Here is a 24,853-nt window from a genome sequence, read left to right on the forward strand (position 1 = left end):
AGCCGGCCGCCGGCTCAGTCCGGCGGCAGGCGGCCGATGGCGGCCCAGCCCAGCGGGGTCAGGCGCAGCATTTCCGGCCCCTCGCCGGCCGGATTGGTCTCCAGCGCCACCAGTTCCCGGTTCTCGAACCAGGCCCAGCGCGCCACCTCGGCGGTGGTGCCGGGCCAGCCGTCGGCGAGGCGCTTCAGCACCTCCAGGTCGGCCGACGCGATGGGGAAGCGCGGCTTGGACACCGCCGGCTTCACCGCGGCGGCGGTGGCGGCCGCAGGCAGGGGCGTGGCGTCGGCCCCGGACCCGGCATGGGCGCGGATCCAGTCGGTCTGATAACTGCGGAGCGCCTGTTCCAGCTCGCTCCGCGCGGCGTCCACCGGGCAGCGCAGATAGGCGTCCAGCAGGGCGTGCAGCGTGTTCTTTGCGTCGGTCATCGTCCTGGCTTCCCAAAAACACACAAGTCCGGAGGTCAGCCCGCCGCGGCCACGTCAGAGCCAGCCCGTCCGCCGGAAGCGGATGTACAGGCCGGCACAGACGGCGGCGATCACGGCAAGCACCGCCGGGTAGCCGTAGCGCCAGTGAAGCTCCGGCATATGCTCGAAGTTCATGCCGTAGAGGCCGGCGATGGCCGTCGGTACGGCGAGGATGGCGGCCCAGGCGGCCAGCTTGCGCGTCACGTCATTCTGCCTTGCGGCGGCCAGGATCATACTGGTTTCGAAGGCGAAGGACAGCACCTCGCGCAGCGAGCCGATCTGTTCGTTGACGCGGATCACATGGTCCTGCACGTCGCGGTAATAGGGGCGGATCGCCGGATCGATCATCGGCAGGTCGAAGCGCTCCAGCCGCGAGCAGACCTCCAGCAGGGGCGAGGCGTTGCGGCGCAGCCGCTCCAGGTCGCGGCGCAGCTGGTGGATGCGCTCGATCTCCGCCGTGCCGGGCGGGCGGGCGATCAGCAGGGCGTCCAGCTCCTCCACCATCGCCGCCATCTGGTCAAGGACCGGGGCGTAGCAGTCCACCACATAGTCCATCACCGTGTAGACGACGAAGTCCTCGCCGTGCTTCAGCAGATGCGGGGCGCTTTCGGCCCGCGCGCGCACCGGCGAATAGCTGCTCGACGCGCCGTGACGGACGGTGACGACATAGCCGCGCCCGGCGAAGACATGGGTTTCGCCCAGCACCAGCACCCCCTGTTCCAGCCGGGCGGTGCGCAGGACCATGAACAGGCTGTCGCCATAGACCTCCACCTTCGGGCGCTGGTGGGCGTGCAGCGCGTCCTCCACCGCCAGCTCGTGCAGGCCGAACTGGCGCTTCACCTCCATCAGCAGCGCCTCGTCCGGTTCCCACAGCCCGATCCAAACAAAGTGGCCGTCCTTCGCCGCCCAGGCTCCCGCCTCCGCGACCGGCACGTCGGCGATGCGCCGGCCGTCGCAATAGGCGGCGCTGGCCATGACGGGATCGTGGGTGGGAACGGGGAGGGCGGCAGTGTCATGGTTCGGAAAACCGGACTTCGGGCGGCGGAGTGGCGGCACTCTAAAGAGGTTCCCCGGCAGCGTCGACGGTGCCGATGGCGCCGGCCGGGCGTTCCGCGCGTTGTCATTGCCAAGGACCAGTTTCGGATCGCGAAGGGGAAGCACGATGTTCCAAACGGCGGCGCGCGGCATGTATCTGCTGGCGGCGGTGACGCTCAGCCTGTTCGCCCTGCTGTTCATCGGCCTGTCCGCCCTGACCGTCGTGGAGGGGATGGTGGCGCTGGACAGTCATGCGCTGACCTCCGCCATGCTGGAAGGGGTCGGGATGATCGTGCTGGCCATCGCCGTCTTCGAGATCGCCAAGTACCTCTACGAGGAGGAGATCGTCCGCGAACGCGAGCTGCGTCGCGCCGACGAGGCCCGCCGCACCCTGACCAAGTTCCTGACAACCATCATCATCGCCGCCAGCCTGGAGGGCCTCGTCCTGGTGTTCGAGGCGCGCACCAGCGAGATCTCCGCCATCGTCTATCCGGTGATGCTGCTGGGGGTGGTCACGCTGCTGGTGGTCGGGCTGGGCGCCTTCCAGTGGCTGGCGCGCAAGGCGGAAAGCATCTATGTCGATCCCGCCGTTTCGGAAGCGGACGAGGCCGAGGACGACAAGCGAGGGGACGAAGACGGAACCACCAGGGCATAGGCCGACAAGACGGGGCAAGGGGCCGCAGCGTCCGCCTTTTGCCATCATTGACCCGCCCATGCCGCCTGCGCCAAGCTTGCCCGCATCCAAGGTGGTAGAGGGAGATGGGGCATGCCCCGCAATACGGGCAGATACACGGCGGTCTACGGGTTTCCGGAGTCGGCGGACTCGGCGCACCGGCTGGCCCAGGCGCTGGACATCCCCTGCCACATCGCCGAGTTGCACCGCTTTCCCGACGGCGAGAGCCTCGTCCGCCTGCCCGAGCCGGTCGAGCGCGCCATCGTCTACCGCTCGCTCGACCGCCCGAACGACAAGCTGGTGGAGCTGACGCTCGCCGCGTCGGTGCTGCGGCGCCAGGGGGCGACCGACCTCTGCCTGGTGGCGCCCTACATGGCCTACATGCGCCAGGACGCCATCTTCCGGCCGGGCGAGCCGGTGAGCCAGACGGTGGTCGGGGAATGGCTCGGCCGCTGCTTCGACCGGTTCGTCTGCGTCGAGCCGCACCTGCACCGCACCCACACGCTGGACGAGGTGTTCGTCGGCCGTCCCTCCATCGCGCTGAGCGGGGCGGCCCCCATCGCCGACCATCTGCGCGCCGCCGGCGTGGCGCCCGGCACGGTGATCGTCGGCCCCGACGAGGAGTCCGCCCCGCTGGTGGAGGCGGTGGCCGGCCCGCTCGGCCTGACCGGGGTGGTCGGGCGCAAGGAGCGGCGCGGCGACCGTGACGTGACGGTGGCGCTGCCGCCCGACGCACCGTTCCATGGACGCCCGGTGGTGATCGTCGACGACGTCATCAGTTCCGGCGAGACGATCTTCTCCTGCGCGCGGGCGGCGCGGGTGCTGGGGGCCGACAGGGTGCAGGTGTACGGCGTCCATGCCCTGTTCAACGAGACGGTCGCGGGACGCTTCGAGGCGGAGGGGCTGGGCCGCCCGCTGTCCTGCGATGGTGTGCCCCACCCGTCGAATGCCCTGTCCCTCGGCGGCCTGATCGCAGACGCCGTCCAGTCATTCGTAGACAAATGATCGTTCCCGCAACAGTATCCTGGTAATCGGTTCGGTTTCGCAAGGATGCCTGATTTGCGGGCAGGTGCGACCATTATGCGCAGCCTTTTGCCGTTCCTTTGATCGGTAAGGGCCGGCTCTGGGTTGCGCTTTGCGACAATTGTCATATAACTGTCGCCGAGGACATGGCGGCTTGGCGCTTACTGTGCGTATGCCGCATCATCATCGTGGATGGGCGACATGGCGGTTGGCGGGGCGGTTGGCGGGCGGGTTCCGGGTGCGGATGCGGGCTTCTTCGGGCTGGAGGCGGAGGAACGCGGCCTGCTGGCGAGCATGGGCCGGCTGATTGACCGCAGCCTGCCGGACCTGTCCGAGCGGTTCTATGCCCACCTGTCGCGCTGGCCGGAGACCCGGGCGCTGCTGGACGCCCATGGCGACCTGACCCGGCTGAAGCGGCAGCAGGCCGAGCATTGGCGCCTGATGTTCCAGGATGCCGGCTCGCCGGCGCACGAGGCGCGCTGCCGGGCGGCCGGGGAGGCGCATCTGCGCATCGGGCTGGAGCCGTCCTGGTACATCGGCGCCTACGGCGTGGTGCTGAGCGACCTGCTGGCCCTGGTGCAGGGGGCGCTGCGCTGGCGTCCGGCCATGGCGCGGCGGGCGGTGGCGGCGGTGGCCCGCGCCGTGGCCTTCGACATGGACCGGACGCTCGCGGGCTACGGCCTCTCTGCGGCCGGAACGGCCGGCGGGGCCGGTTGCGGACAGGCGCTGGGCGGCTTCGCCTCGGCGCTGATGGACCGCACCATCGAGGTGGCGATGGCCATCAACGAATCGGCGGTCGCCAACGCCCAGATGGTGGGGCAGCTGCGCGCGGTCGACCATGAATCCCAGGGCATCGCCGCCGCGACCGAGGAGACGGTGACCGGCATCCAGGAGATCTGGGCGCGCAGCCGCGACGTCGCGGCGCTGGCCGGGGAGGCGCGGTCGGTGACCGCCGACGGCGGCCACACCGTGCAGCAGGCGGTTGCCCGCATGGAACAGATCGCCACGGCGGTCGAAGGGGCGGCGACGCGGGTGGGCGAGCTGTCGGTCGCCTCCGAACGCATCGCGGAGATCGTCTCCACCATCGAGGCGATCGCCAAGCAGACCAACCTGCTGGCGCTGAACGCGACCATCGAGGCGGCGCGGGCGGGGGAGGCCGGCAAGGGCTTTGCCGTGGTGGCCAGCGAGGTGAAGAACCTGTCCAACCAGACCGCCCGCGCGACCGAGGACATCCGCCTGCGCATCGACGCGCTGAAGGCGGAGATGGGCGCCATCGTCGCGTCGATGGAGGACGGCACCCGCGCCGTCGCCGCCGGCCAGCAGGCGATCCGCGAGGTCAGCGAACGCATGGCCGACATCGGCGACCATATCGGCCGCACCGAACAGCGCATGTCCGACATCGCCAGCATCCTGACCCAGCAGTCCGCCGCCGCCAACCAGGTGGCCTCCGGAACCGCCCGCATCGCCGAGAGCAGCGCGTCCAACAGCGCCGCCATCCTGCGCAGCGTCAAGGCGACCCGCGGCGTTGAGACCCTTCTGGGCAACCAGCTGACCCAGCTGATGGAGCAGGACATCCCCGGCAAGATTGTGAAGATCGCCAAGGTCGACCACGTCATCTGGAAGAAGCGGCTGGCCGACATGCTGGTCGGGCTGGAGACCCTGCGTCCGGAGGAGCTGGCGAGCCACGAGGCCTGCCGGCTGGGCAAATGGTATTACGGCCCCTCGTCGATGGCCTACCGCGCCCATTCCGCCTTCGCCCGGCTGGAGGCCCTCACCGGCTGGTCCACGACCACGGCAAGGCCGCCGCCCGCGCCTATTTGGACGGCGACATGGAGCGCGCCCTGGCCGAGGTGGCGGAGGTGGAGAGCGCATCCCGGGACGTCATCGCCCTGCTCGATACCCTCGACAAGGCCGGGCTGGAGAACGGCCCGACCCCGGCCGCCGCGGTCGGCTTCTGACCGGCCCCATCGGTAATACTAACGATCGGGGAAGGTTCTGGTGTAGGCTGGCCGATATAGGCGGGGCGGCGAAGACGGCCCGGCAAGGATGCGCGAGGGCGGGCCGTTGAGCGGAGGGGTGTGATGTCGAAGGTGACGGACGTCGTGCTTCGGATGTCCCGGAAGCTGACCGAAGACATCGCCGCCCTGGGTCGGCTGCGCGCCGCCGGAAAGCCCAAGACCTTTCCGCGATTCCGCGAGATCCGGGCGGCCTACCTGGATATCCAGGGGCTGATCTTCTCGATCCAGGAAAGGCTGGAGGCCGCCGGGACCGAGCTGCCGCCGAACTTCCCGCAATGGGTGCTCAGGCAGAAGCTGAGCGCCATCGCCATCTTCACCGACATCAGCCATTCCTTCGTCAGCGACCCGCCGCTGGCGCTGACCTCCTCGCTGGGCGCCTTCGACGTGCTGGTGGCGGAGCAGAAGGCCTTCAACGAGACCCTGCACACTTTCGACACCATGCTGATGGAGGCGGGCATCGACGACAAGACCGCCGACGAACTCGACGCGACCCGCACGAAGATCGAGCAGATCCTGGGCATGATCGAAACGCTGCTGCTGACCAGCCCCAAGATCCTAGAGGAGTTCTGATGGCGGAACCGGCAGCCGATCCCGCAGCCGACCACTCTGCGGACCGTCCGCCGGCCTCGCGCCAGGAACCCTTCTTCCGTCGCCTTCTGCGCAATCTTCCCTTGCCGGGCGCCGTCCCCGTTCTGGCTTTGATTGCCGGCTGCGGACTGTCCGCGCTGGCGACGCTCCAGTCCGACCGCCTGCTGACCAGCGAGGAGGAGCACCGCTTCGCCGCGCGGGTCGAGGAGATCCACGGCCAGCTGGCGGACCGGCTGCAGGTCTACCAGCAGGTCGCCCGCAGCGCCGCGTCGCTGGTGATGACCTTCCCCGACCTGCACTGGACGCAGTGGAGCCGCTTCGTCGAGGCGCTGGACATGCCGCAGCGCTATCCCGGCATCATCTCCGTCGCCTATGCCCGCGCCGTGCCCGCGGCCAAGTCCGGCGAACTGGTGGCGGCGATGCGGGCCGCCGGCCTGACGGATTTCCGCATCTGGCCCGAGAGCGCCGGGGCGGAGCGGGTGGTCAACATCTTCACCGCGCCGGTCGACCAGGCGAATGTGCGGGCCATCGGCTTCGACATGATGTCGGAGGCGACGCGGCGGTCCACCATCGAGCGGGCGCGCGACAGCGGCGAGCCCGCCGCCACCCGCGCGGTCACGCTGAAGATCGACGAGGCGGCGGGGGCGAAGCCCGCCTTCATCCTCTATCAGGCGACCTATCGCGGCGATCCGCTGCCGCCGTCGCTGGAGGCGCGGCGGGCCTCCTTCACCGGCGTGGTGCTGGTCCCGGTGCGGATCGGTCCGCTGGTGGACGGGCTGGTCGACGGACGGAGGCCGGACACCGGGATCGAGATCTACGACGTGCCGCCGGCCGAGGCGGAGTTCCCGCTCTACCGCAGCCACCGCCCGCCGGAGGGTACGTCCGCCATCCGCCTGATGCGGGAACTGCCGGTCGGCGGACGGGTCTGGACCGTGCGCTACGACAGTCTGCCCGATGGGGTGCTGACCGCGCATGAATGGGTGCCGGGTGCGGTGCTGGCCGGCGGGATCGCGCTGAGCATCGCCCTGTCGCTGATCCTGCGCATGATGCTGGCGACCCATTCCCGCGCGGTGGAGCTGGCCGGGGAGATCACGGCCTCGCTGCGCCTGCAGGAGGCGGAACGGCAGCAGCTGTTCACCCAGGCGCCGCTGGGGATCGCGCTGGTCGGCACCGACGGGCTCCTGATGGACTGCAATCCGGCCTTCGCCGCCGCCGCGGGGCTGGTGCGGGAGGAGCTGCTGGGCGCCGATGTCCGGCTGCGTTTCGGTGACCAGGCGTCCGTCTTCGCGCTGGAAGCGGCGCTGCAGGGGGAAAGCGGCAAGCTCGAATCGGACCAGCCGCTGGTGCTCGGCGGGCGGCGCAGCCATTTCAGCCTGCATTTCCAGCCCGTCACCCTGGCGGGAGAGCTGAAATTCGTCCTGGCCTTCGTCGAGGACATCGGCGAGAAGCGCCGGGCGGAGCAGCATATCCAGTATCTGGCGCATTTCGACGCGCTGACCGGCCTGCCCAACCGGGTCCTGCTGTTCGACCGCATCGCCCAGGCCCTGCGCGAGGCGCGGCGCGAGGGCGGCAAGGTGGCGGTGCTGTTCATCGACCTCGACCGCTTCAAGGTCATCAACGACAGCCTTGGCCACAGCTTCGGCGACGAGGTGCTGCGGTCGGTGGCGCGGCGGCTGCAGGCCGGGCTGCGGGAATCGGACACGGTCGGGCGGCTGGGCGGCGACGAGTTCCTGATCGTGCTGCGCCGCGTGAACGAGCCGGAGGATGCGGCGCGGGTTGCCGAGAAGGTGGTGGCGCATCTGGCCAGCCCCTTCGCCGTCGGCGGTCAGAACTTCGTCGTGACGCCCAGCATCGGCATCAGCCTGTATCCCGACGACGCCGACGACCCGGAAGGGCTGATCCGCTGCGCCGACATCGCCATGTACCACGCCAAAGAAAATGGCCGGAACGGCTTCCGCTTCGTCACCAAGGAGATGGGCGCCAGATCGCGCGAGCGCATGGACCTGGAGGGCAACCTGCGCAACGCCATCCGCGAGGGCCAGCTGTTCCTGGTCTACCAGCCGCAGGTCGATACCCTGACCGGCCGCATCGTCGGGCTGGAAGCGCTGATCCGCTGGCGTCACCCGGAGGAGGGGCTGATCCTGCCCGGCCGCTTCCTGCCGGTGGCGGAGGAGACCGGGCTGGTGCTGGCGATGGGCGACTGGGTGCTGTTCGAAGCCTGCGCCCAGATCCGCCGCTGGCGCTCCCGCTTCGACCTGTCGATCCCGGTGGCGGTCAACGTCTCCGGCGCCCAGTTCCGTGACGGACAGCTGCCGGCCAAGGTCGCCCGCGCGCTGGACGCCAACGGCCTGAGCGGGCCGGAGCTGGAGATCGAGGTGACCGAAAGCACCCTGATCGACGACGTCGAATCGGCGGCGGCGACGCTGGGGGCGTTGAAGCAGCGCGGCGTGCTGATCGCGCTGGATGATTTCGGCACCGGCTATTCCAGCCTCAGCTACCTGCACCGGCTGCCGATCGACAAGCTGAAGATCGACCGGTCCTTCATCCACGACCTGTCGACCGGCGCCAGCGACGCCTCCGTCCCGCGCGCCATCGTCGGGCTGGGCCGCAGCCTGGGCCTGTCGGTCATCGCCGAGGGGGTGGAGACGCAGGAACAGCTGCAGCTTCTGCGCGATCTCGCCTGCGAAAGCTACCAGGGCTTCCTGTTCAGCCGCCCGGTCCCGGCCGAGGATGTGGAGCGGCTGCTGGACCGGCAGGGTGCTGCCCATGTGGTGGCGGTGGAGTGACGGCCGCAGCGGGATCTGTCATCGAAGGGGTATCGATTCGACCGGAGCGACCGGGAGCGGACACCCGTTATCCTGGGAAGTCCGCTGAAGTCGGGCCGCAGTCCGTTCGGCATTGCAACAGCGTGTCGATCACGGCCTTGTCGCTGTAGGGCTTCGCAATCACCGGACGGTGGCGGTGCGATTTGGGCAGTCCATCCTCACCATGACCAGTGGTGAAAATGAACGGAATGCCCGCGGCGGCCAGACGGTCTGCAACGGGATCGATGGTCTGGCCTCGCAGGTTGATGTCGAGCAGCGCAATGTCAAAGCGGTTTGTTGCGATGATTTTCAGAGCGCTGTCGATCGAGCCGACGGGGCCAAGGCAGATGGCGCCCTGGTCGCTCAGCACATCTTCCAAACTCATTGCGATCAAAGGCTCGTCTTCGACGATCAGGATGGTCAGGTCGGTCAAAGCATTGCTAATCAAGGTTCCCTCGCCTGATTTTGCGTAACGGTGTGAGTGAGGTGAAATTGAATTCAAATTGATTGTTTAAGGATCATAATTATTCTCTTGATAGATTTTGCATCCAATCAGTTCTGGCTTCTCCGGGAACAAAGACTCGCATTCTCTCGACAGCATCCGCATGATCCAACCGCCACGTTATAGGCCATGTGTCCTAATGCCGATGGATGGTGCCGCCCGCGCGGTTTCTCCATGCCAGACGGTATGAATACGTTCGTGAAGCGACGCTGGATCTGTGCCCGAGGCGGTTAAATGAACCGCATCGAATCAGAGGGAAAGGAGAAGAGAGCGTCCGTAGTGCGTTTCAAATTTGACCGTTTTGAAATCGCATCATTCCCGGTCGCAAGTGCGTAAGGCTGATATTGAACTGAATTTCCATAACGGTGATGTGTCGGAATGAGTAAAACTCAACAATTTTCATAAAATGAAGGGCGAGCGCGGCGTAAATATTTTGAAACAACATGCGTCGGAAATATGATCGACGACCTATCGAGGTCATTTAATCCTATCTCTGATGTTTTGGAACTCCGCCTGCGGGAAGTTCCATTCACTGTCCGGCAGGCGGATCGATGGCCGATGTCACGTCCCTGACCGCAGTGCGGGCGCGTTCAGAACCGCAACCCATCGTCTCCTCCCAGCAGCCCCAGCGTTGCCAGCGCCATCACCTGGGCCGACTGCACCATGTCGTCGATGCCGACCCACTCGTCAGGCTGGTGGGCGAGGTCGAGGATGCCGGGGCCGTAGGCGATGCAGTCCTTCAGCTGGCCGACGCGCACCACATGCTTCTGGTCGTAGGTGCCGGGGGAAACCACATGCTGCGCCGGGCGGCCCAGCACCGTCTCGATGGCGGCGGCAACCGCCCGCACCACCAGCGCGTCGGCGTCGGTCATCGTCGGCAGGAAGGCCAGCACCTCGCGCAGTTCGTAGTCGAAGCCGGGGCGGCTGCGGCGCAGATCCTCCAGGATGGCGACGATCTCGCCGCGGACCGCCTCGGGGTCCTCCTCGATCAGGTAGCGGCGGTCGATGACCATGCGGCAGCGGTCGGGCACCATCGGGCTCGGCAGGCCGTCATGGTCCTCGCGCTGGCCGCCATGGATGGCGTTGATGTTGATGGTGGACTGGCGCGCCCCTTCCGGCACCACCGGCATGTCGGTGCGCTTGGCGGCGAGGCGGGGGATCAGCTCGGTCTCGATCCGGTGCAGCACCGCACCCATGTGGCGCACCGCGCAGTTGCCGAGGAAGGGCATGGAGCCATGGGCGACACGGCCCTTGGTCTCGATCTCCGCCCACCAGACGCCGCGGTGGCCGATGCAGACGCGGTCGACGTTCAGCGGCTCCGGAATGATGACGTGGTCGACCCTGGGCCGGGAGAAATAGCCGAGCTTCGCCAGATGCCCGACGCCGCCGTAACCGCCCGATTCCTCGTCCACCGTGCCGGAGATCTCCAGGGCGCCGGCGGTCAGCAGCCCTTCCTCCAGCAGCGATTCGACCGCGACGATCGAGGCGGCGATGCCGCCCTTCATGTCGCAGGCGCCGCGGCCATAGACCCGGCCGTCCTTCACCACCCCGCCGAAGGGATCGACGGTCCAGCCCTGGCCGGCAGGGACCACGTCGATATGGCCGTTGAAATGGACGCAAGGGCCGGGCCGCGGCGCCTCGATGCGGGCGACGACGTTGGTGCGCGGGTAGCGGTCGCTGTCGCCGGCCGCCCCCTCCGCCCGCACATACTCCACCGTGAAGCCGCGCGCCGCCAGCCGCCGGCCGATCAGCTCGGCGCAGTCGGTGTAGACGTCGCCGGGCGGGTTGACGGTGGGAATGCGGATCAAGTCCCGGGTCAGCGCGACCAGATCGTCGCGCCGCGCCTCGATGCGGCTGAACAGCCGGCTGGTTGCGGCGTCGGTGTGTGAGCGCATGGCCTCTCCCGCGGCAAGGACGCCACCAGTGTCGTACCAAGCGGATGGTCCGTCCACCCCGCCTTTCGGGAAGTGCCCAGGTGGCGTTGCCGGGTTGTGTTTTGTGCAGCGCACTTTCCCGGACCGGCCGGGGCGGCTACAGTCGCCGCACCCCTCAGCGGAGAGTCCCTGCCATGACCGTCATGCACCCCATCGGGCTGAGCGCCCCGACCCTGGCCGATCCGGTGATCGCCGAGGCCGCCGCCCGCTTCGTCGCCGCCCGCCGCAGCGCGACCGGCCTCGCCGAGTTCCCCGGTCCGCTGCCGGCCGATCTCGCCACCGCCTACGCCATCCAGGCGACGGCGACCGCGGCCTGGCCCGACGAGGTCGCCGGCTGGAAAGTGGCGCGGGTGCCGCCGGCCCTGGAGGAAGCGCTGGGCGCCATGCGCTACATCGGCCCGGTCTTCGCCGGCACGGTCGCGGCGGCCGATGGCGGAGCGCTGAGCTTTCCGGTGATCCCCGGCGGATTCGGCGCGGTGGAGGCGGAGTTCGCGGTGCGCATCGCCGCCGACGCCCCCGCCGACAAGCTGGACTACAGCCCGGCGGAGGCCGCGGCCTTCATCGCCGCCGTCCATGCCGCCGTCGAGGTGGCGGGCGGGCCGCTGGCCCCGGTCAACGAGCTGGGGCCGACCGCCTCGACCGCCGTCTTCGGCAACAACGCCGGCCTGATCGTCGGCGAGGAGATCGTCGGCGGCGTCGAAGGCGCCGAGGCCCTGCGGGCCGAGGTGCTGATCGACGGGCAGAGCGTCGGGGTCGGCAGCGCGGCCAAGTTGCCGGGCGGCATCCCGGCGGCGCTGGCGGTTGCGCTGAGCATGGCGGTCCGCCTTGGCCGGCCGCTGAAGGCGGGGCAGTGGGTGTCCACCGGCGCCCTGACCGGCGTGCATTCCATCGCCATCGGCCAGCAGGCGCGGATCGCCTTCACCGGCCTTGCCCCGATGAGCGGCACCGCAGTCGCGGCGACGTCCGTCGCTTGACCATCTCGGCGGCGCCCGCCGCCTGACAGTCCGGACGCTTCAACCGTCAGCGTCGCGGATGGTGCAATCCAGGGTGGGGCGGGCGGCATGGCCGTCCACCGCCTTCGGGCGAGCCAAACGGGCGCGGGGATGCTTGAATGGCGTTCCCTTTCCCGTCGCCGGATCCATCCCCTTGTCCCAAGCCAGCGCTCCCCAGGCCAGCCTGCCGTCCGACGGCGACGCCGCGGCGTCCGTCCTGCCGCCGGTCCAGCTTCTGGCCGGGCTCGGTCTTGCCGTCGCGGGGGTGGTGGCCTTCTCCCTGCGGCCGGTCATCATCAAGCTGGCCTACCGCTACAATGTCGATCCGGTGACGCTGATCATGCTGCGCATGGTCTTCGCGCTGCCCTTCTTCCTCGGCATGGCACTGTGGTCGGGCGCCCGGAAGGGAGAGCGCGCGCCGGTTTCCGGGCGCGACCTCGCTCTGACCATCGGGCTCGGCGTCACCGGCTACTACGCCGCCAGCTTCTGCGATTTCCTGGGGCTGCGCTACGTCTCGGCCGGGATGGGGCGGCTGCTGCTGTTCCTCTACCCGACCATCGTCGTCCTGCTGTCGGCGATGTTCCTCGGCAAGCGGATCGGCCTGCGCGAGGTGGTGGCGCTGGTCGTCTCCTATGCCGGCGTGGCGCTGGTGGTGTGGTCGGAGGTCGGGACCGGCCACCCCAACTTCATGGCCGGGGCCGGGCTGGTCTTTATGGGGGCCTTCCTCTATTCGGTTTATCTGGTCGGCAGCAGCCGGGTGGTGCAGCGGATCGGCTCCATGCGCTTCACCGCCTATGCGATGACGGCGGCCTGCCTGTGCTGCATCCTGCAATTCGCCGTGCTGCGGCCCCTGTCGGCGCTGGAGCTGCCGCTGCCGGTCTATGGGCTGTCGGCGGTGATGGCGGTGGTCTGTACCGTGCTGCCGGTGCTGATGACGGCGGAGGCGCTGCGGCGGGTCGGCCCCAATCTGGTGGCGCTGAGCGGCGCCATCGGCCCGGTGGCCGCCGCTGTCTTCGGCTATCTGGTGCTGGCGGAGCCGATGGGCTGGCTGCAGCTGGCCGGTGCCGCCTTGACGGTGGCCGGCGTCATGATCATCACGCTGTGGAAGACCGCCTGAGGCCGTTCTTTCGACCATCGGCGGAATAACGGGCTTTCCGCCGCCGTCACCTGTTCCAAGAAAAATCGGGAGAAGGGACGAGTGCGATGACCAACGATTCGACCACGTCGGGCGGCTTCGCCACCGGTGCGGGAACCGCCACCGCCGGACAGGACGCGTTGCTTCTGGGAGCCCGCGTCCTGCTGGGCGCGATTTTCGTGCAGAGCGGCTTTGGCAAGCTGATGGCGCTCGGCGGCTTCATCGCCGGGCTGGAGAGCCAGGGCGTGCCGATGGCGGCGGTGATGGGCACCATCGGCGCGCTGGTGGAGACGTTCGGCGGGCTTGCCGTGGTGCTGGGCGCCTGGACCCGGCTGGCGGCGCTGCTGGTCGCGGCCTTCACCGTCGCCGCCACCCTGATCGCCCACCGCTATTGGGACGTCCCGCCGGAGGCGATGAAGATGCAGCAGATCCAGTTCATGAAGAACCTCGCCATCATCGGCGGCTTGCTGGCGCTGGTCGCGGCGGGTGCCGGGCGTTTCAGCATCGACGGCTGGCGCGCCCGGCGCTGACCTCAGTTGCGGGTCTCACTCATCGTATGCCATCAGCGAGACGCTGGGCACGTCGATGCGGTCGCGGCCGTTGAGGAAGGTCAGCTCCACCAGGAAGGCGGCGGCGCGGACGTCGGCGCCGACCTGACGCAGCAGGTTGATGGCGGCGACCATGGTGCCGCCGGTCGCCAGCAGGTCGTCCAGCACCACCACGCGCTGGCCGGGCTTCACCGCGTCGGCCTGCACCTCGATGGTGTCGGTGCCGTATTCCAGATTGTAGGAATGGGCGATCTTGTCGCCCGGCAGCTTGCCGTGCTTGCGCACCATGATGAACCCGATGCCCAGCGCCAAAGCCAGCGGGGCGGCGACCAGGAAGCCGCGCGATTCGATCCCGACCAGAAGATCCGGCTTGTGCGGGCGCACGGCCTCGGCCAGCTCGTCGATGGCGGCCTTCCAGGCAGCGCCGTTCGCCAGCAGCGGCGAGACGTCGTAGAACAGGATGCCGGGCTTCGGGAAATCCGGAATGCCGCGGATATGGTCTTTCAGGTTCATCGGAAATCTTGTCCGTAAAGGGTCCGGTGCCGGCGGGAACGGCCGGGTCCGCCGCCCGGCACTCTAGCGGCTGCCCGCCTGCGCGGAAAGACGCGATTGGACGCGGCCTGAGACGCCGTGTTCGGCGCCGGGCATGGCCGCCGTGCTGCGCGGCTATGCCGCATGGGGTTGACCATTCGGCGGTGCTCCGCCACGTTCGAGACGCACCGGTCGGTGTGCGGATGCGTGCGGCGGAGCCTGTGGCTGTAACATTGGCAAAGGACGGAGCGGCGGCGGAGACGGCCCGGATCGATGCCGGGCCGGAGGACGGCGGCTGGCGGATCGATGCCGCCGGGCGCTGGACGCTGCATGCCGCCGGGGCCGCGTCGGACGCGCTGGACCGGGCGCCGAAGCCGCAGGGCGGTGCCGCCGTGCGGCTCGATCTGGCACGGGTGGAGGCTCTCGACACCGTCGGCGCCTATCTGCTGAACCGCCTCACCGACCGGCTGCGGGCGGACGGGCACGCGGTGGAGGTGGTCGGGCTGCGGCCGGAGCATGCCGCCCTGTTCGGCGCGGTGCGCGATGCCGGCAAGGCGCCGCCCCATCCCATCGAGCGCGACCATCACCCGATCATGGACATGGTCGTCCGCACCGGCCAGACGACGGTGAATGCCGGCAAGGAGTTGCTGGACCTCGTCGGCTTCCTCGGCCTCGTCACCGTCACCTTCGGCCGGCTGATCCTGCGCCCGTCGCGCCTGCGCCTGACCTCCGTCCTGTTCCATATCGAGCAGACGGGCCTGAACGCCCTGCCGATCCTGGGGCTGCTGTCTTTCCTGATCGGCGTCGTCCTGGCCTTCCAGGGAGCGGACCAGCTGAAGCGCTTCGGGGCGGAGCTGTATGTCGTCAACCTGCTGGGCATCTCCGTCCTGCGCGAGATCGGCATTTTGATGACGGCGATCATCGTCGCCGGCCGCTCCGGCTCCGCCTTCACCGCGCAGATCGGCACGATGAAGGTGAACCAGGAGGTCGACGCCATCGGCACCATGGGTCTCGACCCGATTGAACTGCTGGTGGTACCGCGGGCGCTGGCGCTGATGATCTCGCTGCCGCTGCTGGCCTTCTACGCCGACGTGATGGGGCTGTTCGGCGGGGCGGTGATGGCCTACGCCACGCTGGACATCACCTTCGGGCAGTTCATCCGCCAGCTTCACAGCGCCGTCGGCATCAACACGGTCATCGCCGGCCTCATAAAGGCGCCGGTCTTCGCGCTCGTCATCGCCATGGTCGGCTGCTACGAGGGGCTGAAGGTCTCCGGCAGCGCCGAGAGCGTCGGCATCATGACCACCAAGGCGGTGGTGGAGGGCATCTTCCTGGTCATCGTCATCGACGCCGTGTTCTCCGTCGTCTTCTCCATGCTGGGGGTGTGATGATCGCCCCTCCCGTCATCCGGGTGCGGGGGCTGGTCACCCGCTTCGGCCCGCAGACCGTCCATGACGGGCTCGACCTCGATGTCGAGCGCGGGGAGGTGCTGGGCGTCGTCGGCGGGTCCGGCACCGGCAAGTCGGTGCTGCTGAAGGAAATCCTGGGGCTGATCGAACCGTCCGCCGGCCGGATCGAGCTGCTGGGCCACGACACCGCCGAACTCGGCCGGGCGGAGCGCACGGCGCTGCAGGCCCGCACCGGCGTGCTGTTCCAGAACGGCGCGCTGTTCAGCTCCATGACGGTGGCGGAGAATGTGATGCTGCCGCTGAAGGAGCACACCGATCTGCCGCCGGCGCTGATCGCCGAGGTGGCGCGGGTGAAGATCGCCATGGCCGGCCTGCCGCCCGATGCCGGGACCAAGCATCCGGCCCAGCTGTCGGGCGGCATGATCAAGCGCGCCGGTCTGGCCCGCGCGCTGGCGCTCGACCCCGACATCCTGTTCCTGGACGAACCGACCGCCGGCCTCGACCCCATCGGCGCCGCCGCCTTCGACACCCTGATCCAGGGGCTGCAGCGCAGCCTGGGGCTGACCGTCTTCATGGTCACCCACGACCTGGACAGCCTGACCTCCATCTGCGACCGCATCGCCGTGCTGGTCGACAAGAAGATCAGGGTGGGGACGTTGGCCCAGCATCTGGCCGATCCGCATCCCTGGATCCGCGATTACTTCCACGGACCGCGCGGCCGCGCGGCCCTCGACGCGAAAGAGCGCAACGACGCTCGACAGCTTGCGAAAGGCTAGGGGCACCTCATGGAAACCCGTGCCAGCTATATCCTGGTCGGCAGCTTCGTGCTGGCTCTGGTCGCCGGACTGCTGGTCTTCACCGCCTGGATCGCCAAGGTCCAGCTCGACGAGACGCGCGAGACCTACCGCATCTACTTCACCGGATCGGTCACCGGCCTGCAGCAGGGAAGCCCGGTGCGCTATCGCGGCGTGCCGGTGGGCACGGTGTCGGACATCCGGCTCGACCCCGACAACGTGACGCGGGTGCGGGTGACGGCCCAGGTGCAGAACGGCACGCCGGTCATGGCCGATTCCATCGCCTCGCTGGAGGTGCAGGGCATCACCGGCGGCGCCTATGTCCAGATCTCCGGCGGGACGGTGGGGGGCAAGCGCCTGACCGCCACCGATGCCGACGGCGTGCTGACCATCCCGTCGCGGCCAAGCTCGCTGACCGCGGTGGTGGACAGCGCGCCGCAGCTGGTCAACCGCGCGCTGGAGGTCATCACCAGACTGGGCGAGCTGCTGAACGGCGAGAACCAGAAGGCCATCGGCGAGATCCTGGACAACGCCCGCATCCTCAGCGGCGAGCTTGCCCGCGCCGGCTCCGGCCTGGAGGAGACGATGGCCCAGGCGCGGCAGACGCTGAACGGCTTCGAGACGGTCGGGCCGCAGCTGGACCGCACGCTGGCGCAGGCGCGGGAAACGCTGGCGACGGTGGACGGCAGCGCCAAGCAGCTGACGGGGGAAACGCGCGAGCTGATGCGTTCGCTGAAGCGCACCTCCGACACGCTGAACAGCCTGATGGCCGAAAATCGCGAGCCGGTGCGGGACTTTACCGCCACCGGGCTGTATGATCTGACGCTGCTGATCTCCCAGCTGCGCGACCTGTCCGGGCAGCTGTCGCGGGTGATCACGCGGATCGAGAACGACCCGTCGAACTTCCTCTTCGGCGGGACGCGGCAGGGTGTGGAGGTGCGTGGGAAATGACGGGGACGGCGATCTTGCGGAAGGGGACGGGCAAAGGGGCGGCGCGGTCGGTGCTGGGCGCAGTGACGGGGGCCGTCCTGCTGCTGGGGCTTGCCGCCTGCTCCACGCTGAACCCGACGGCGCCGCATCTCTATACGCTGACCCCGCGCGCCAGCGTCGCCCCCGGTCCCAAGGCCGACTGGCAGCTGCTGGTCGAGACGCCGTCCGCCGCCGCCGGGATCGACACGCCGCGCATCGCGCTGGCCCGCACGCCGACCTCGCTCGACTATTACGCCGACGTGTCCTGGGCCGACCGGGCGCCAAACATGGTGCAGGGGCTGATCGTCCAGACCTTCGAGGACAGCGGGCGGATCGTGTCGGTCGGGCGCGATACGGTGGGCCTGCGCTCCGACTATGTGCTGAAGTCGGAACTGCGCGACTTCCAGGCCGAATATGCCACGCCGGGGGCCGCCCTGCCGGACCGGGTGCATGTGCGCCTGTCGGCCAAGCTGGTCGCCATGCCGCGCCGGACCATCGAAGCGGGCGAGACCTTCGAGGCATCGGTGCCCGTGCGCGGCCGGTCCTTCACCGACATCGTCGCCGCCTTCGACGAGGCGCTGGGCAAGGTCACCGGCGACCTGGTTACCTGGTCGCTGTCGCAGCGCTTCCGCGCCTCCGGCGGCTGAGCGGCCAAGCTGGAGCACGGCTGCAACCGCAGGTGCCGCATCCGAAAAGACCTTGCCACGCCCGCATAGCCACGTACGTAATAGGGATGTTCGCGCAGCGCAGGATCGGGCGATGACGGATTTGTCGGACGTGTCCCGGGAAGAGTTGGAGGCGATGGCCGAGGCGGGGCGCGAGGTCCGCCTGTGCCAGCGCGTCCTGGCCAAGACTGGCGACACGGTGGTGGGCGAGCTTCTGCGCGGCCATGGCACGCTCTATGAGTGGAAGCACTATCCGCCGGGCGACGTCTACGATGCCGAATTCCACGCCCAGTACTATTACCACTGCCACCCGGAAGGCGAGCGGCCCGATGGGGAGCATGGGCATTTCCACACCTTCCTGCGGCCCCACGGCATGCCGTCCGGCCTGTGGCCGGCGCCGCTGCCCGATTTCCAGCCGCCGGAGAACGACAACGACGCACTGTCGCACCTGATCGGCATCGCCATGGACGTCGCCGGCCAGCCGGTGCGCCTGTTCACCACCAACCGCTGGGTGACGGGGGAGACCTGGTACGGGGCCGACGACGTGATCGCCATGCTCGACGCCTTCGAGATCGACCATGCCCGCCCGTCCTGGCCGGCCAACCGCTGGATCACCGCGATGATGCGGCTGTTCCGCCCGACCATCGTCGCCCTGCTGCGCGAGCGCGATGCCGCCATCCGCCGCTGGGCCGACGCGCATCCCGACGCCTATGTCTACGAGGACCGCGGGTTGGAGGTCGCCTCGCAGCGCCACATCTCGGTGGAGGAGCAGATCGCCGAGGTCGCCATCCAGCTGCGCGGTGCCCGCCGCCGCCGTCCGATCCTGCCGGAGCCGCCCAGCTTCGTCGAACTGCCCTGATCCTCCCTGCGATCCCGGATCCGTCCTACGATCTATGACCCGCCGGCGTTAATGAAGGTTCAACCGTTTCGGAAGATCCTCGACCGTGTGGACAAGTCTCCGCCCACATCCGCGCGGGTATCGCCTCTTCGCGACAGATAAGGAGACGGACCAGGGCAGGAAGGGTCCCGGACCCATGAGTGACGGTATGAAGTCGGGTCATCTGACCCAGCAGGACGTGGCGCGCCTTCTGGCCGACCCGTCGCCGAGCAGCCGGACCGATCTGGCCGCCAAGCTGGCCCAGCAGTTCGACAGTCCCGAGCTGTCGCAGGCGGAGCACAAGCTGGCGGAGGACATCATCCGCCTGATGGTCAACGATACGGTCCTGCGCGTCCGCCAGACCCTGGCCGAGAACCTGAAGTCCAGCCCGTCCCTGCCGCGCGACGTCGCCCTGACCCTGGCCCGCGACGTGGAGGCGGTGGCGATCCCGCTCCTCAGCGTCTCCACCGTGCTGACCCCGGCCGATCTGGTCGAGATCGTGCGATCCGGGGGAGCCGGGGCCGAGGCGAAGAGCACCGCCATCGCCCAGCGCCCGACCGTGCCGGCGGTGGTCGCCGACGCGTTGATCGAAAGCGGGTCCGAACGCGCCGTCGCCGCGCTGGTCGCCAACGAGGGGGCGGAACTGGGCGAGCAGAGCCTGGGCCGCGTCATCGACCGCTTCGGCGCCAGCGAGGCGGTGCAGGACCCGCTGGTCCACCGCTCCAAACTGCCGATCACCATCGCCGAACGGCTGGTCGCCGTGGTGTCGGAACGGTTGCGCCAGCATCTCGTCGCCCATCACGAGCTGCCGGCCAAGGTCGCGTCGGAGCTGATCCTGCAGAGCCGCGAACGGGCGACCGTGGCGCTGTTCACCGGGGAAAGCGACGAAGGGGCGCTCGACCGGCTGGTCGGCCAGCTTGCCCGCACCGGCCGCCTGACGCCCTCGCTGCTGGTCCGTTCGCTATGCACCGGCGACATCGCCTTCTTCGAGATGGCCATGTCGCGCATGGCGAACGTGCCGCTGACCAACGCCCGCCTGCTGATCCACGACGCCGGCCGGCTGGGGCTGAAGTCGCTGTACGACAAGGCGAAGCTGCCGCCGGCCCTGCTGCCGGCCTGCCGAATCGCCATCGACGTGCTGAAGGAGACCCCCTATGACGGCGAGCCCGGCGACCGCGAACGCCACCGCCGCCGCGTCATCGAGCGCATCCTGACCCAGTACGAGGATCTGGCGCCCGAGGATCTGGAATTCCTGCTGGCGAAGCTGGGCGACATCATGCAGCCGGAAAACGCCGCGGCGTGACCGACAGGATGGTCTCTACGGATGCAAGCTCCGCCGGTTCCGCGGAGACCGTCCGCCGTCTCGAAGCCCGCGTAGCCGAGCTTGAGGCCGCTCTGCGGCAGAGCGAGGCGGGGGCGGGCGAGGCGCGCTTCCGCTCCCTGGTGCAGACCGCGGCCAGCATCATCCTGGTGCTGGGCGAGGACGGCCGCGTGCAGGAGGCCAACCGGGAGGCCGAGCGTGCCTTCGGCATGACCGTCGGCGGCGCCTTCGGCCGTCATTGGACGGAGGTGATGGGGGAGCGTCCGACCGGCGCCTTCGCCGCCCAGCTCGCCATCGCCGTCCAGGGCACGGAGATCCGCAACTTCGAACAGGCGCTGCGCGAGCAGGACTGCATGAGCGAGCGGGTGCTGCTGTGGAACCTGAACCGCCTGCCGGAGGCGGACGGCGTGCCGCCGGGCATTCTGTGCGTCGGCCAGGACATCACCCGGCGCAAGCGGGCGGAACTGGCGCTGCGGCAGGCCCGCGACGAGCTGGAGATGCGCGTCGCCGAACGCACCCGCGCCCTGATGCAGGAAATCCAGGAGCGCCGCCGCGCCGAGAAGGCACTGATCCAGGCCAAGGAGCAGGCCGAACTGGCCAACCGCGCCAAGAGCGAGTTCCTGGCCAACATGAGCCACGAGCTGCGCACGCCGCTGAACGCCATCATCGGCTTCTCGTCGATGATGGAGAGCGAGATCGTCGGGCCGCTCGGCCATCCCAAATATCTCGACTACGCCAAGGTGATCGGCAAGTCGGGGCAGCATCTTCTGGCCGTCATCAGCGACATCCTGGACGTCGCCAAGATCGAGGCGGGGAAGCTGGAGATGCACCCGCAGCCGATGGACGTGCGCGACGCGGTGGAAAGCTCGCTGCTGCTGATCGCCGAGCGGGCGGAGGAGAACGGCCTGACCCTGACCCAGGACATCGCCCCCGATACCCCGCACCTGCTGGGCGACCCGGTGCGGGTGAAGCAGATCCTGCTGAACCTGTTGTCCAATGCCGTCAAGTTCACCCCGGCCGGCGGCAGCATCGCGCTGCGCGTCCGCCCGGACTGCGGCCGCATCCTGATCGAGATCGCCGACACCGGCATCGGCATGAGCGCGGAAGGCATCGCCGTGGCGCTGCAGCCTTTCGGACAGGTCGACAGCCAGCTGTCCCGCCGCTCCGGCGGCACCGGGCTGGGGCTGCCGCTGGTCCGCTCCTTCGTCGACCTGCTGAACGGCACGCTGGACATCCGCAGCCGCGAAGGGGAAGGCACGACGGTCAGCGTGCGCCTGCCGGTTGCTCCACCCTATGACGGCGAATAGCACGGAGATCGAAGGCCGGTGATGGAGCATGCCGTGTTGCCGGCCGGCGGACGGGCCGAAGCCCAGCCGGCCGTCGCGGTGGTCCTGGGCATTTCAGGGATCGATCCGCTGGAATGGGATGCCTGCGCCGACGGCCATGGACCGTTCCTCGGCCATGCCTGTCTGCGGGCGGGGGAGGACAGCGGACTGGCCGGGCCGGCGAACGGCTGGAATCCCGTTCATCTGACGGCGCGGGAGGCGTCCGGGCGGATGATCGGCGCGGTTCCGCTCTATTTGCGGGACCGCTCCGAGGACGAGCATTGGTCCGATCAGGCCTGGATCGACGGTTTTCATGCTGCCGGCGGCCGCTATTTCCCGAAGCTGGTGGCGGCTGTCCCTTATGCGCCGGTCACCGGTCCGCGGCTGCTGCTGCGGGCGGGGGCACCGCCGGGCACGGCGGATGCATTGATCGACGCGATGCGGACGCTCGCCCACCGCAACGGCCTGTCCTCCATCCATGTGAATTTTCCGGACGAAGCCGACCGCTCCCGCTTCGAAGCCGCGGGATGGCTGACCCGTCATGCCGTGGAATATGAATGGCGGAACGACGGATACCGGGAATTCGGCGACTTCACCGCCGCCTTGTCGAAACACCGCCGCGAAAACCTGCTCTGGGAACGCCGCAAGGTTCTGGCGAGCGGGGTGAGCGTCCGCGACGTGCCGGGCAGCGCGGTGGGCGAGGCCGATGTCGCTCTTTTCCTCGCTCTGCTGGACGACCTGCATGCCCGCCGGGCGACGCGCCAGCCCCTGACCGCCGACTTCGTCCACCGGCTCTGCGCCGCGCTGGGGGATGCGGTAACGCTGACCTTCGCCAAAGCCGATGGTGTCGTGATCGGCACGCTGCTGGCCGTCGAGGGGGACGGCCGGCTCTATGTGCGCAACTGGGGGGCGCGGGAGGAGGCGAGGCTGGTCCATTTCGAGGTCTGCTATTACCGGACCATCGAGCGGGCGATCGCCCGCGGCCTGAGTGCGGTGGATGGCGGCCGGGGCGGGCCGCACAAACTGGCGCGCGGCTTCCGTCCGAAGCTGGCCCATGCCTGCCACTGGTTCCGCCACACCAGCATGCACCGCGCGGTGGCGGAGGGGCTGGGCCAGCACAACGCGAAAGTCCTCGCCATCCTTGCGCAGGAACAGGCCCGCTCGCCCTTTCGGCCAGCGGGCGGGCGTTAGCCGCTTGCGCGCGGCGGCGCGGCGGGCCACTTTGCCTGTTTGAATAGACGACCGGCGGAGTGGGACATGGCGGTGAGCCGCGACGATCTGAAGACGCGCATCGGGCAGGCGCTGGGCGAGGCGAAGGCCGATCTCGTCATCAAGAACACGCGCTTCCTCAATGTCGTCACCGGCGAGATCGCCGAGGGCGACATCGCCGTCTGCGGCGAGGTCATCGTCGGCACCTACGAGTCCTATGACGGGGTGGAGGAGATCGACGGGCGCGGGCTGACCGTGGTTCCGGGCTTCATCGACACCCATGTCCATTGCGAATCCACCTGCGTCACCCCGCAGGAGTTCGACCGCTGCGTTCTGCCGCGCGGCACCACCACCGCCATCTGCGACCCGCACGAGATCTGCAATGTGTTGGGCGAGCGGGGGCTGCGTTACTTCCTGGACAGTGCCGGCGGGACGACGCTCGACCTGTTCGTGCAGCTGTCCTCCTGCGTGCCGGCGACGGAGCTGGAGACCTCCGGCGCGCGGCTGGAGGCGCCGGACCTGATCCGCCACATGGACCATCCCCGCGTTCTGGGGCTGGCGGAGTTCATGAACTTCCCCGGCGTCTTCCACAAGGTGGACGGGGTGCTGGACAAGCTGGCCGCCTTCGACGGGCGCCACATCGACGGCCACGCCCCGCTGGTGACTGGGAAGGAGCTGAACGCCTATCTCTCCTGCGGCATCCGCAACTGCCATGAGACGACCAGCGCCGCGGAGGCGATGGAGAAGCTGCGCAAGGGCATGCAGGTGCTGATCCGCGACGGGTCGGTGTCGAAGGACGTCCATGCCCTGGCCGAAGTCATCGGTCCCGAGACCTCGCCCTTCCTGGGCTTCTGCACCGACGACCGCAACCCGCTGGACATCGCGGAGGAAGGGCACATGGATCACCTGATCCGCAGCGCCATCCGCCTCGGCGCCCCGGTCGCCCATGTCTACCGCGCCGCCACCTGGTCGGCCGCCCGCGGCTTCCGTTTGTACGACCGCGGTCTGGTGGCGCCGGGGCACCGCGCCGACCTCGTCCTGCTCGACGATCTGGAGGAGTGCGCGGTCAACCGGGTTATCCGCAACGGCCGCGTCGTCGGCCCGCACAGCTTCGATGGCCGGCCTGCGGTGACGCCGGTGGGGCTGGATTCGGTGAAGCTGGAGCCGGTGGCGGAGGAGGATTTCATCGTGCCGGCCGGCGGGTCGGTCCAGTCGGTGATCGGGCTGGAACCGGGTAAGATCCTGACCGAACACCGGCGGATCGAGGTGCCGGTGGTGGGCGGCCACATGGTGGCCGATCCGTCGCGCGACCTGTTGAAGATCTGCGTCTTCGCCCGCCACGGCAGCAACCGCAACATCGGACGCGGATTCGTCCAGGGTTTTGGTTTCGCGGAAGGGGCGCTGGCCTCGTCGGTCGGCCATGACAGCCACAACATCTGCGTGGTGGGGGCCAGCGACGCCGACATGCGCATCGCAGTCAATCGGCTGATCGAGCTGCAGGGCGGCTTCGTCGCCGTGCGCGACGGCAAGGTGGTGGGCGAGCTGGCCCTGCCGCTGGCCGGGCTGATGAGCCTGGAGCCGTTCGAGACGGTGGAGGCGAGGCTGCGCACCCTGCGCGCCGCCGTCCGCGCCATGGGCTGCCCGCTGGCCGAGCCCTTCCTGCAGCTGGCCTTCCTGCCGCTGCCGGTCATTCCACACCTGAAGATCACCGACCGCGGCATGGTGGACGTCGACTGTTTCGAACTGATTGCCGCCTGAACGGGCGGGTTGCCCGGGAATGAGGCAGAAGGTTGGAAAGTGAGCGGAGTCCGATCGTTCTGGGGAACGACACGGTCATGCAGGCGATTCCCCCTCTCCCCTTGCGGGAGAGGGCCGGGGTGAGGGGTCGCAAACTCAAGAATTCCATCGGCCTGTCGGCCGCCGCACCCTCACCCCACCCCCTCTCCCGCAAGGGGAGAGGGGGTTTCGAGCGGACGGGCTTTTGTCTAAAAATCGGCAGCAACGGGCCCGGACCCTCTGGCACAGGCTTTGCCACGA

The 24,853-nt window shown here is 68.9% G+C and carries 22 protein-coding genes; 17 read left to right on the top strand and 5 right to left on the bottom strand.

The features are described from left to right. Positions 1 to 14: 14 nt before the first annotated feature. Together AB8P05_RS28870 and corA are read right to left on the bottom strand one after the other, a co-directional pair. Entirely contained in the window at positions 15 to 425 is a 411-nt protein-coding gene (locus AB8P05_RS28870) for a hypothetical protein (RefSeq protein WP_472761861.1), read from the bottom strand. Between the two features lie 54 nt (positions 426 to 479). Then, on the bottom strand, positions 480 to 1,439 hold the full coding sequence (gene corA, locus AB8P05_RS28875) for a magnesium/cobalt transporter CorA (RefSeq protein WP_472761862.1): 960 nt from the start codon (positions 1,437 to 1,439) through the stop codon (positions 480 to 482). A 187-nt stretch (positions 1,440 to 1,626) separates the two neighbouring features. Here corA and AB8P05_RS28880 point away from each other — a divergent pair, with 187 nt between their 5' ends. The 5 genes from AB8P05_RS28880 (at position 1,627) to AB8P05_RS28900 (ending at position 8,587) form a co-directional block, all read left to right on the top strand. Continuing rightward, positions 1,627 to 2,154, top strand: a complete 528-nt coding sequence (locus AB8P05_RS28880; RefSeq protein ID WP_455175935.1) for a hypothetical protein — start codon at positions 1,627 to 1,629, stop codon at positions 2,152 to 2,154. 111 nt (positions 2,155 to 2,265) lie between these two features. Further along, on the top strand, positions 2,266 to 3,177 hold the full coding sequence (locus tag AB8P05_RS28885; RefSeq protein ID WP_472761863.1) for a ribose-phosphate diphosphokinase: 912 nt from the start codon (positions 2,266 to 2,268) through the stop codon (positions 3,175 to 3,177). Between the two features lie 219 nt (positions 3,178 to 3,396). Further along, the gene (locus tag AB8P05_RS28890) at positions 3,397 to 5,169 is read left to right on the top strand and encodes a methyl-accepting chemotaxis protein (RefSeq protein ID WP_472761864.1); all 1,773 of its coding nucleotides are present in this window, start codon (positions 3,397 to 3,399) and stop codon (positions 5,167 to 5,169) included. Positions 5,170 to 5,276: 107 nt separating this feature from the next. Beyond that, positions 5,277 to 5,783, top strand: a complete 507-nt coding sequence (locus AB8P05_RS28895) for a hypothetical protein (RefSeq protein WP_472761865.1) — start codon at positions 5,277 to 5,279, stop codon at positions 5,781 to 5,783. After that, positions 5,783 to 8,587: a bifunctional diguanylate cyclase/phosphodiesterase gene (locus AB8P05_RS28900; RefSeq protein WP_472761866.1), complete on the top strand. Its 2,805-nt coding sequence runs from the start codon at positions 5,783 to 5,785 to the stop codon at positions 8,585 to 8,587. The genes AB8P05_RS28895 and AB8P05_RS28900 overlap by 1 nt, the downstream gene beginning before the upstream one ends. A 67-nt stretch (positions 8,588 to 8,654) precedes the next feature. Here AB8P05_RS28900 and AB8P05_RS28905 read toward each other — a convergent pair whose 3' ends face one another. Both AB8P05_RS28905 and AB8P05_RS28910 read right to left on the bottom strand, forming a co-directional pair. Beyond that, entirely contained in the window at positions 8,655 to 9,038 is a 384-nt protein-coding gene (locus AB8P05_RS28905) for a response regulator (RefSeq protein WP_472761867.1), read from the bottom strand. Positions 9,039 to 9,697: 659 nt separating this feature from the next. Next, positions 9,698 to 11,002 carry an acetylornithine deacetylase/succinyl-diaminopimelate desuccinylase family protein gene (locus AB8P05_RS28910; RefSeq protein WP_472761868.1) on the bottom strand — a complete coding sequence of 435 codons (1,305 nt, stop codon included), beginning with the start codon at positions 11,000 to 11,002 and terminating at the stop codon, positions 9,698 to 9,700. Between the two features lie 173 nt (positions 11,003 to 11,175). On the opposite strand from AB8P05_RS28910, the gene AB8P05_RS28915 reads away from it, so the two are divergent. The 3 genes from AB8P05_RS28915 to AB8P05_RS28925 all read left to right on the top strand — a co-directional run bounded on the left by AB8P05_RS28915 (position 11,176) and on the right by AB8P05_RS28925 (position 13,698). Next, the gene (locus tag AB8P05_RS28915; protein WP_472761869.1) at positions 11,176 to 12,015 is read left to right on the top strand and encodes a 2-keto-4-pentenoate hydratase; all 840 of its coding nucleotides are present in this window, start codon (positions 11,176 to 11,178) and stop codon (positions 12,013 to 12,015) included. Between the two features lie 172 nt (positions 12,016 to 12,187). Next, positions 12,188 to 13,150, top strand: a complete 963-nt coding sequence (locus AB8P05_RS28920; RefSeq protein ID WP_472761870.1) for a DMT family transporter — start codon at positions 12,188 to 12,190, stop codon at positions 13,148 to 13,150. Between the two features lie 86 nt (positions 13,151 to 13,236). Next, positions 13,237 to 13,698 carry a DoxX family protein gene (locus AB8P05_RS28925; protein ID WP_472761871.1) on the top strand — a complete coding sequence of 154 codons (462 nt, stop codon included), beginning with the start codon at positions 13,237 to 13,239 and terminating at the stop codon, positions 13,696 to 13,698. 15 nt (positions 13,699 to 13,713) lie between these two features. On the opposite strand, the gene AB8P05_RS28930 is transcribed toward AB8P05_RS28925, so the two are convergent. Beyond that, on the bottom strand, positions 13,714 to 14,229 hold the full coding sequence (locus tag AB8P05_RS28930) for an adenine phosphoribosyltransferase (RefSeq protein WP_324869812.1): 516 nt from the start codon (positions 14,227 to 14,229) through the stop codon (positions 13,714 to 13,716). 221 nt (positions 14,230 to 14,450) lie between these two features. Here AB8P05_RS28930 and AB8P05_RS28935 point away from each other — a divergent pair, with 221 nt between their 5' ends. The 9 genes from AB8P05_RS28935 (at position 14,451) to ade (ending at position 24,574) form a co-directional block, all read left to right on the top strand. Continuing rightward, complete coding sequence (locus AB8P05_RS28935) at positions 14,451 to 15,635, top strand: ABC transporter permease (RefSeq protein WP_472761872.1); 1,185 nt, start codon at positions 14,451 to 14,453, stop codon at positions 15,633 to 15,635. Continuing rightward, entirely contained in the window at positions 15,635 to 16,432 is a 798-nt protein-coding gene (locus AB8P05_RS28940) for an ABC transporter ATP-binding protein (RefSeq protein ID WP_472761873.1), read from the top strand. Before AB8P05_RS28935 ends, AB8P05_RS28940 begins: the two co-directional genes overlap by 1 nt. Before the next feature lie 9 nt (positions 16,433 to 16,441). Further along, positions 16,442 to 17,401, top strand: a complete 960-nt coding sequence (locus tag AB8P05_RS28945) for an MlaD family protein (protein WP_455175948.1) — start codon at positions 16,442 to 16,444, stop codon at positions 17,399 to 17,401. Positions 17,402 to 17,415: 14 nt separating this feature from the next. Then, entirely contained in the window at positions 17,416 to 18,066 is a 651-nt protein-coding gene (locus AB8P05_RS28950) for an ABC-type transport auxiliary lipoprotein family protein (protein ID WP_472761874.1), read from the top strand. 112 nt (positions 18,067 to 18,178) lie between these two features. Further along, entirely contained in the window at positions 18,179 to 18,943 is a 765-nt protein-coding gene (locus AB8P05_RS28955) for a DUF6969 family protein (RefSeq protein WP_472761875.1), read from the top strand. A 175-nt stretch (positions 18,944 to 19,118) separates the two neighbouring features. Further along, a complete protein-coding gene (gene spbR / locus AB8P05_RS28960; protein WP_472761876.1) occupies positions 19,119 to 20,264 on the top strand; it encodes a SpbR family protein in 1,146 nt (381 codons plus the stop codon). Further along, the gene (locus AB8P05_RS28965; protein ID WP_472761877.1) at positions 20,261 to 21,589 is read left to right on the top strand and encodes a PAS domain-containing sensor histidine kinase; all 1,329 of its coding nucleotides are present in this window, start codon (positions 20,261 to 20,263) and stop codon (positions 21,587 to 21,589) included. Before spbR ends, AB8P05_RS28965 begins: the two co-directional genes overlap by 4 nt. 21 nt (positions 21,590 to 21,610) lie before the next feature. Beyond that, the gene (locus AB8P05_RS28970; protein WP_472761878.1) at positions 21,611 to 22,798 is read left to right on the top strand and encodes a GNAT family N-acetyltransferase; all 1,188 of its coding nucleotides are present in this window, start codon (positions 21,611 to 21,613) and stop codon (positions 22,796 to 22,798) included. 66 nt (positions 22,799 to 22,864) lie between these two features. Then, on the top strand, positions 22,865 to 24,574 hold the full coding sequence (ade, locus tag AB8P05_RS28975; protein ID WP_472761879.1) for an adenine deaminase: 1,710 nt from the start codon (positions 22,865 to 22,867) through the stop codon (positions 24,572 to 24,574). Positions 24,575 to 24,853 lie beyond the last annotated feature (279 nt).

Source organism: Azospirillum sp. VT-I1 (assembly GCF_055698305.1).

Coding starts and splice junctions, on each gene's coding strand:
- AB8P05_RS28870 (WP_472761861.1), bottom strand. CDS start 425: ATGACCGACGCAAAGAACACGCTGCACGCCCTGCTGGACGCCTATCTG.
- corA (WP_472761862.1), bottom strand. CDS start 1,439: ATGGCCAGCGCCGCCTATTGCGACGGCCGGCGCATCGCCGACGTGCCG.
- AB8P05_RS28880 (WP_455175935.1), top strand. CDS start 1,627: ATGTTCCAAACGGCGGCGCGCGGCATGTATCTGCTGGCGGCGGTGACG.
- AB8P05_RS28885 (WP_472761863.1), top strand. CDS start 2,266: ATGCCCCGCAATACGGGCAGATACACGGCGGTCTACGGGTTTCCGGAG.
- AB8P05_RS28890 (WP_472761864.1), top strand. CDS start 3,397: ATGGCGGTTGGCGGGGCGGTTGGCGGGCGGGTTCCGGGTGCGGATGCG.
- AB8P05_RS28895 (WP_472761865.1), top strand. CDS start 5,277: ATGTCGAAGGTGACGGACGTCGTGCTTCGGATGTCCCGGAAGCTGACC.
- AB8P05_RS28900 (WP_472761866.1), top strand. CDS start 5,783: ATGGCGGAACCGGCAGCCGATCCCGCAGCCGACCACTCTGCGGACCGT.
- AB8P05_RS28910 (WP_472761868.1), bottom strand. CDS start 11,002: ATGCGCTCACACACCGACGCCGCAACCAGCCGGCTGTTCAGCCGCATC.
- AB8P05_RS28915 (WP_472761869.1), top strand. CDS start 11,176: ATGACCGTCATGCACCCCATCGGGCTGAGCGCCCCGACCCTGGCCGAT.
- AB8P05_RS28925 (WP_472761871.1), top strand. CDS start 13,237: ATGACCAACGATTCGACCACGTCGGGCGGCTTCGCCACCGGTGCGGGA.
- AB8P05_RS28930 (WP_324869812.1), bottom strand. CDS start 14,229: ATGAACCTGAAAGACCATATCCGCGGCATTCCGGATTTCCCGAAGCCC.
- AB8P05_RS28935 (WP_472761872.1), top strand. CDS start 14,451: ATGCGTGCGGCGGAGCCTGTGGCTGTAACATTGGCAAAGGACGGAGCG.
- AB8P05_RS28940 (WP_472761873.1), top strand. CDS start 15,635: ATGATCGCCCCTCCCGTCATCCGGGTGCGGGGGCTGGTCACCCGCTTC.
- AB8P05_RS28945 (WP_455175948.1), top strand. CDS start 16,442: ATGGAAACCCGTGCCAGCTATATCCTGGTCGGCAGCTTCGTGCTGGCT.
- AB8P05_RS28955 (WP_472761875.1), top strand. CDS start 18,179: ATGACGGATTTGTCGGACGTGTCCCGGGAAGAGTTGGAGGCGATGGCC.
- spbR (WP_472761876.1), top strand. CDS start 19,119: ATGAGTGACGGTATGAAGTCGGGTCATCTGACCCAGCAGGACGTGGCG.
- AB8P05_RS28970 (WP_472761878.1), top strand. CDS start 21,611: ATGGAGCATGCCGTGTTGCCGGCCGGCGGACGGGCCGAAGCCCAGCCG.
- ade (WP_472761879.1), top strand. CDS start 22,865: ATGGCGGTGAGCCGCGACGATCTGAAGACGCGCATCGGGCAGGCGCTG.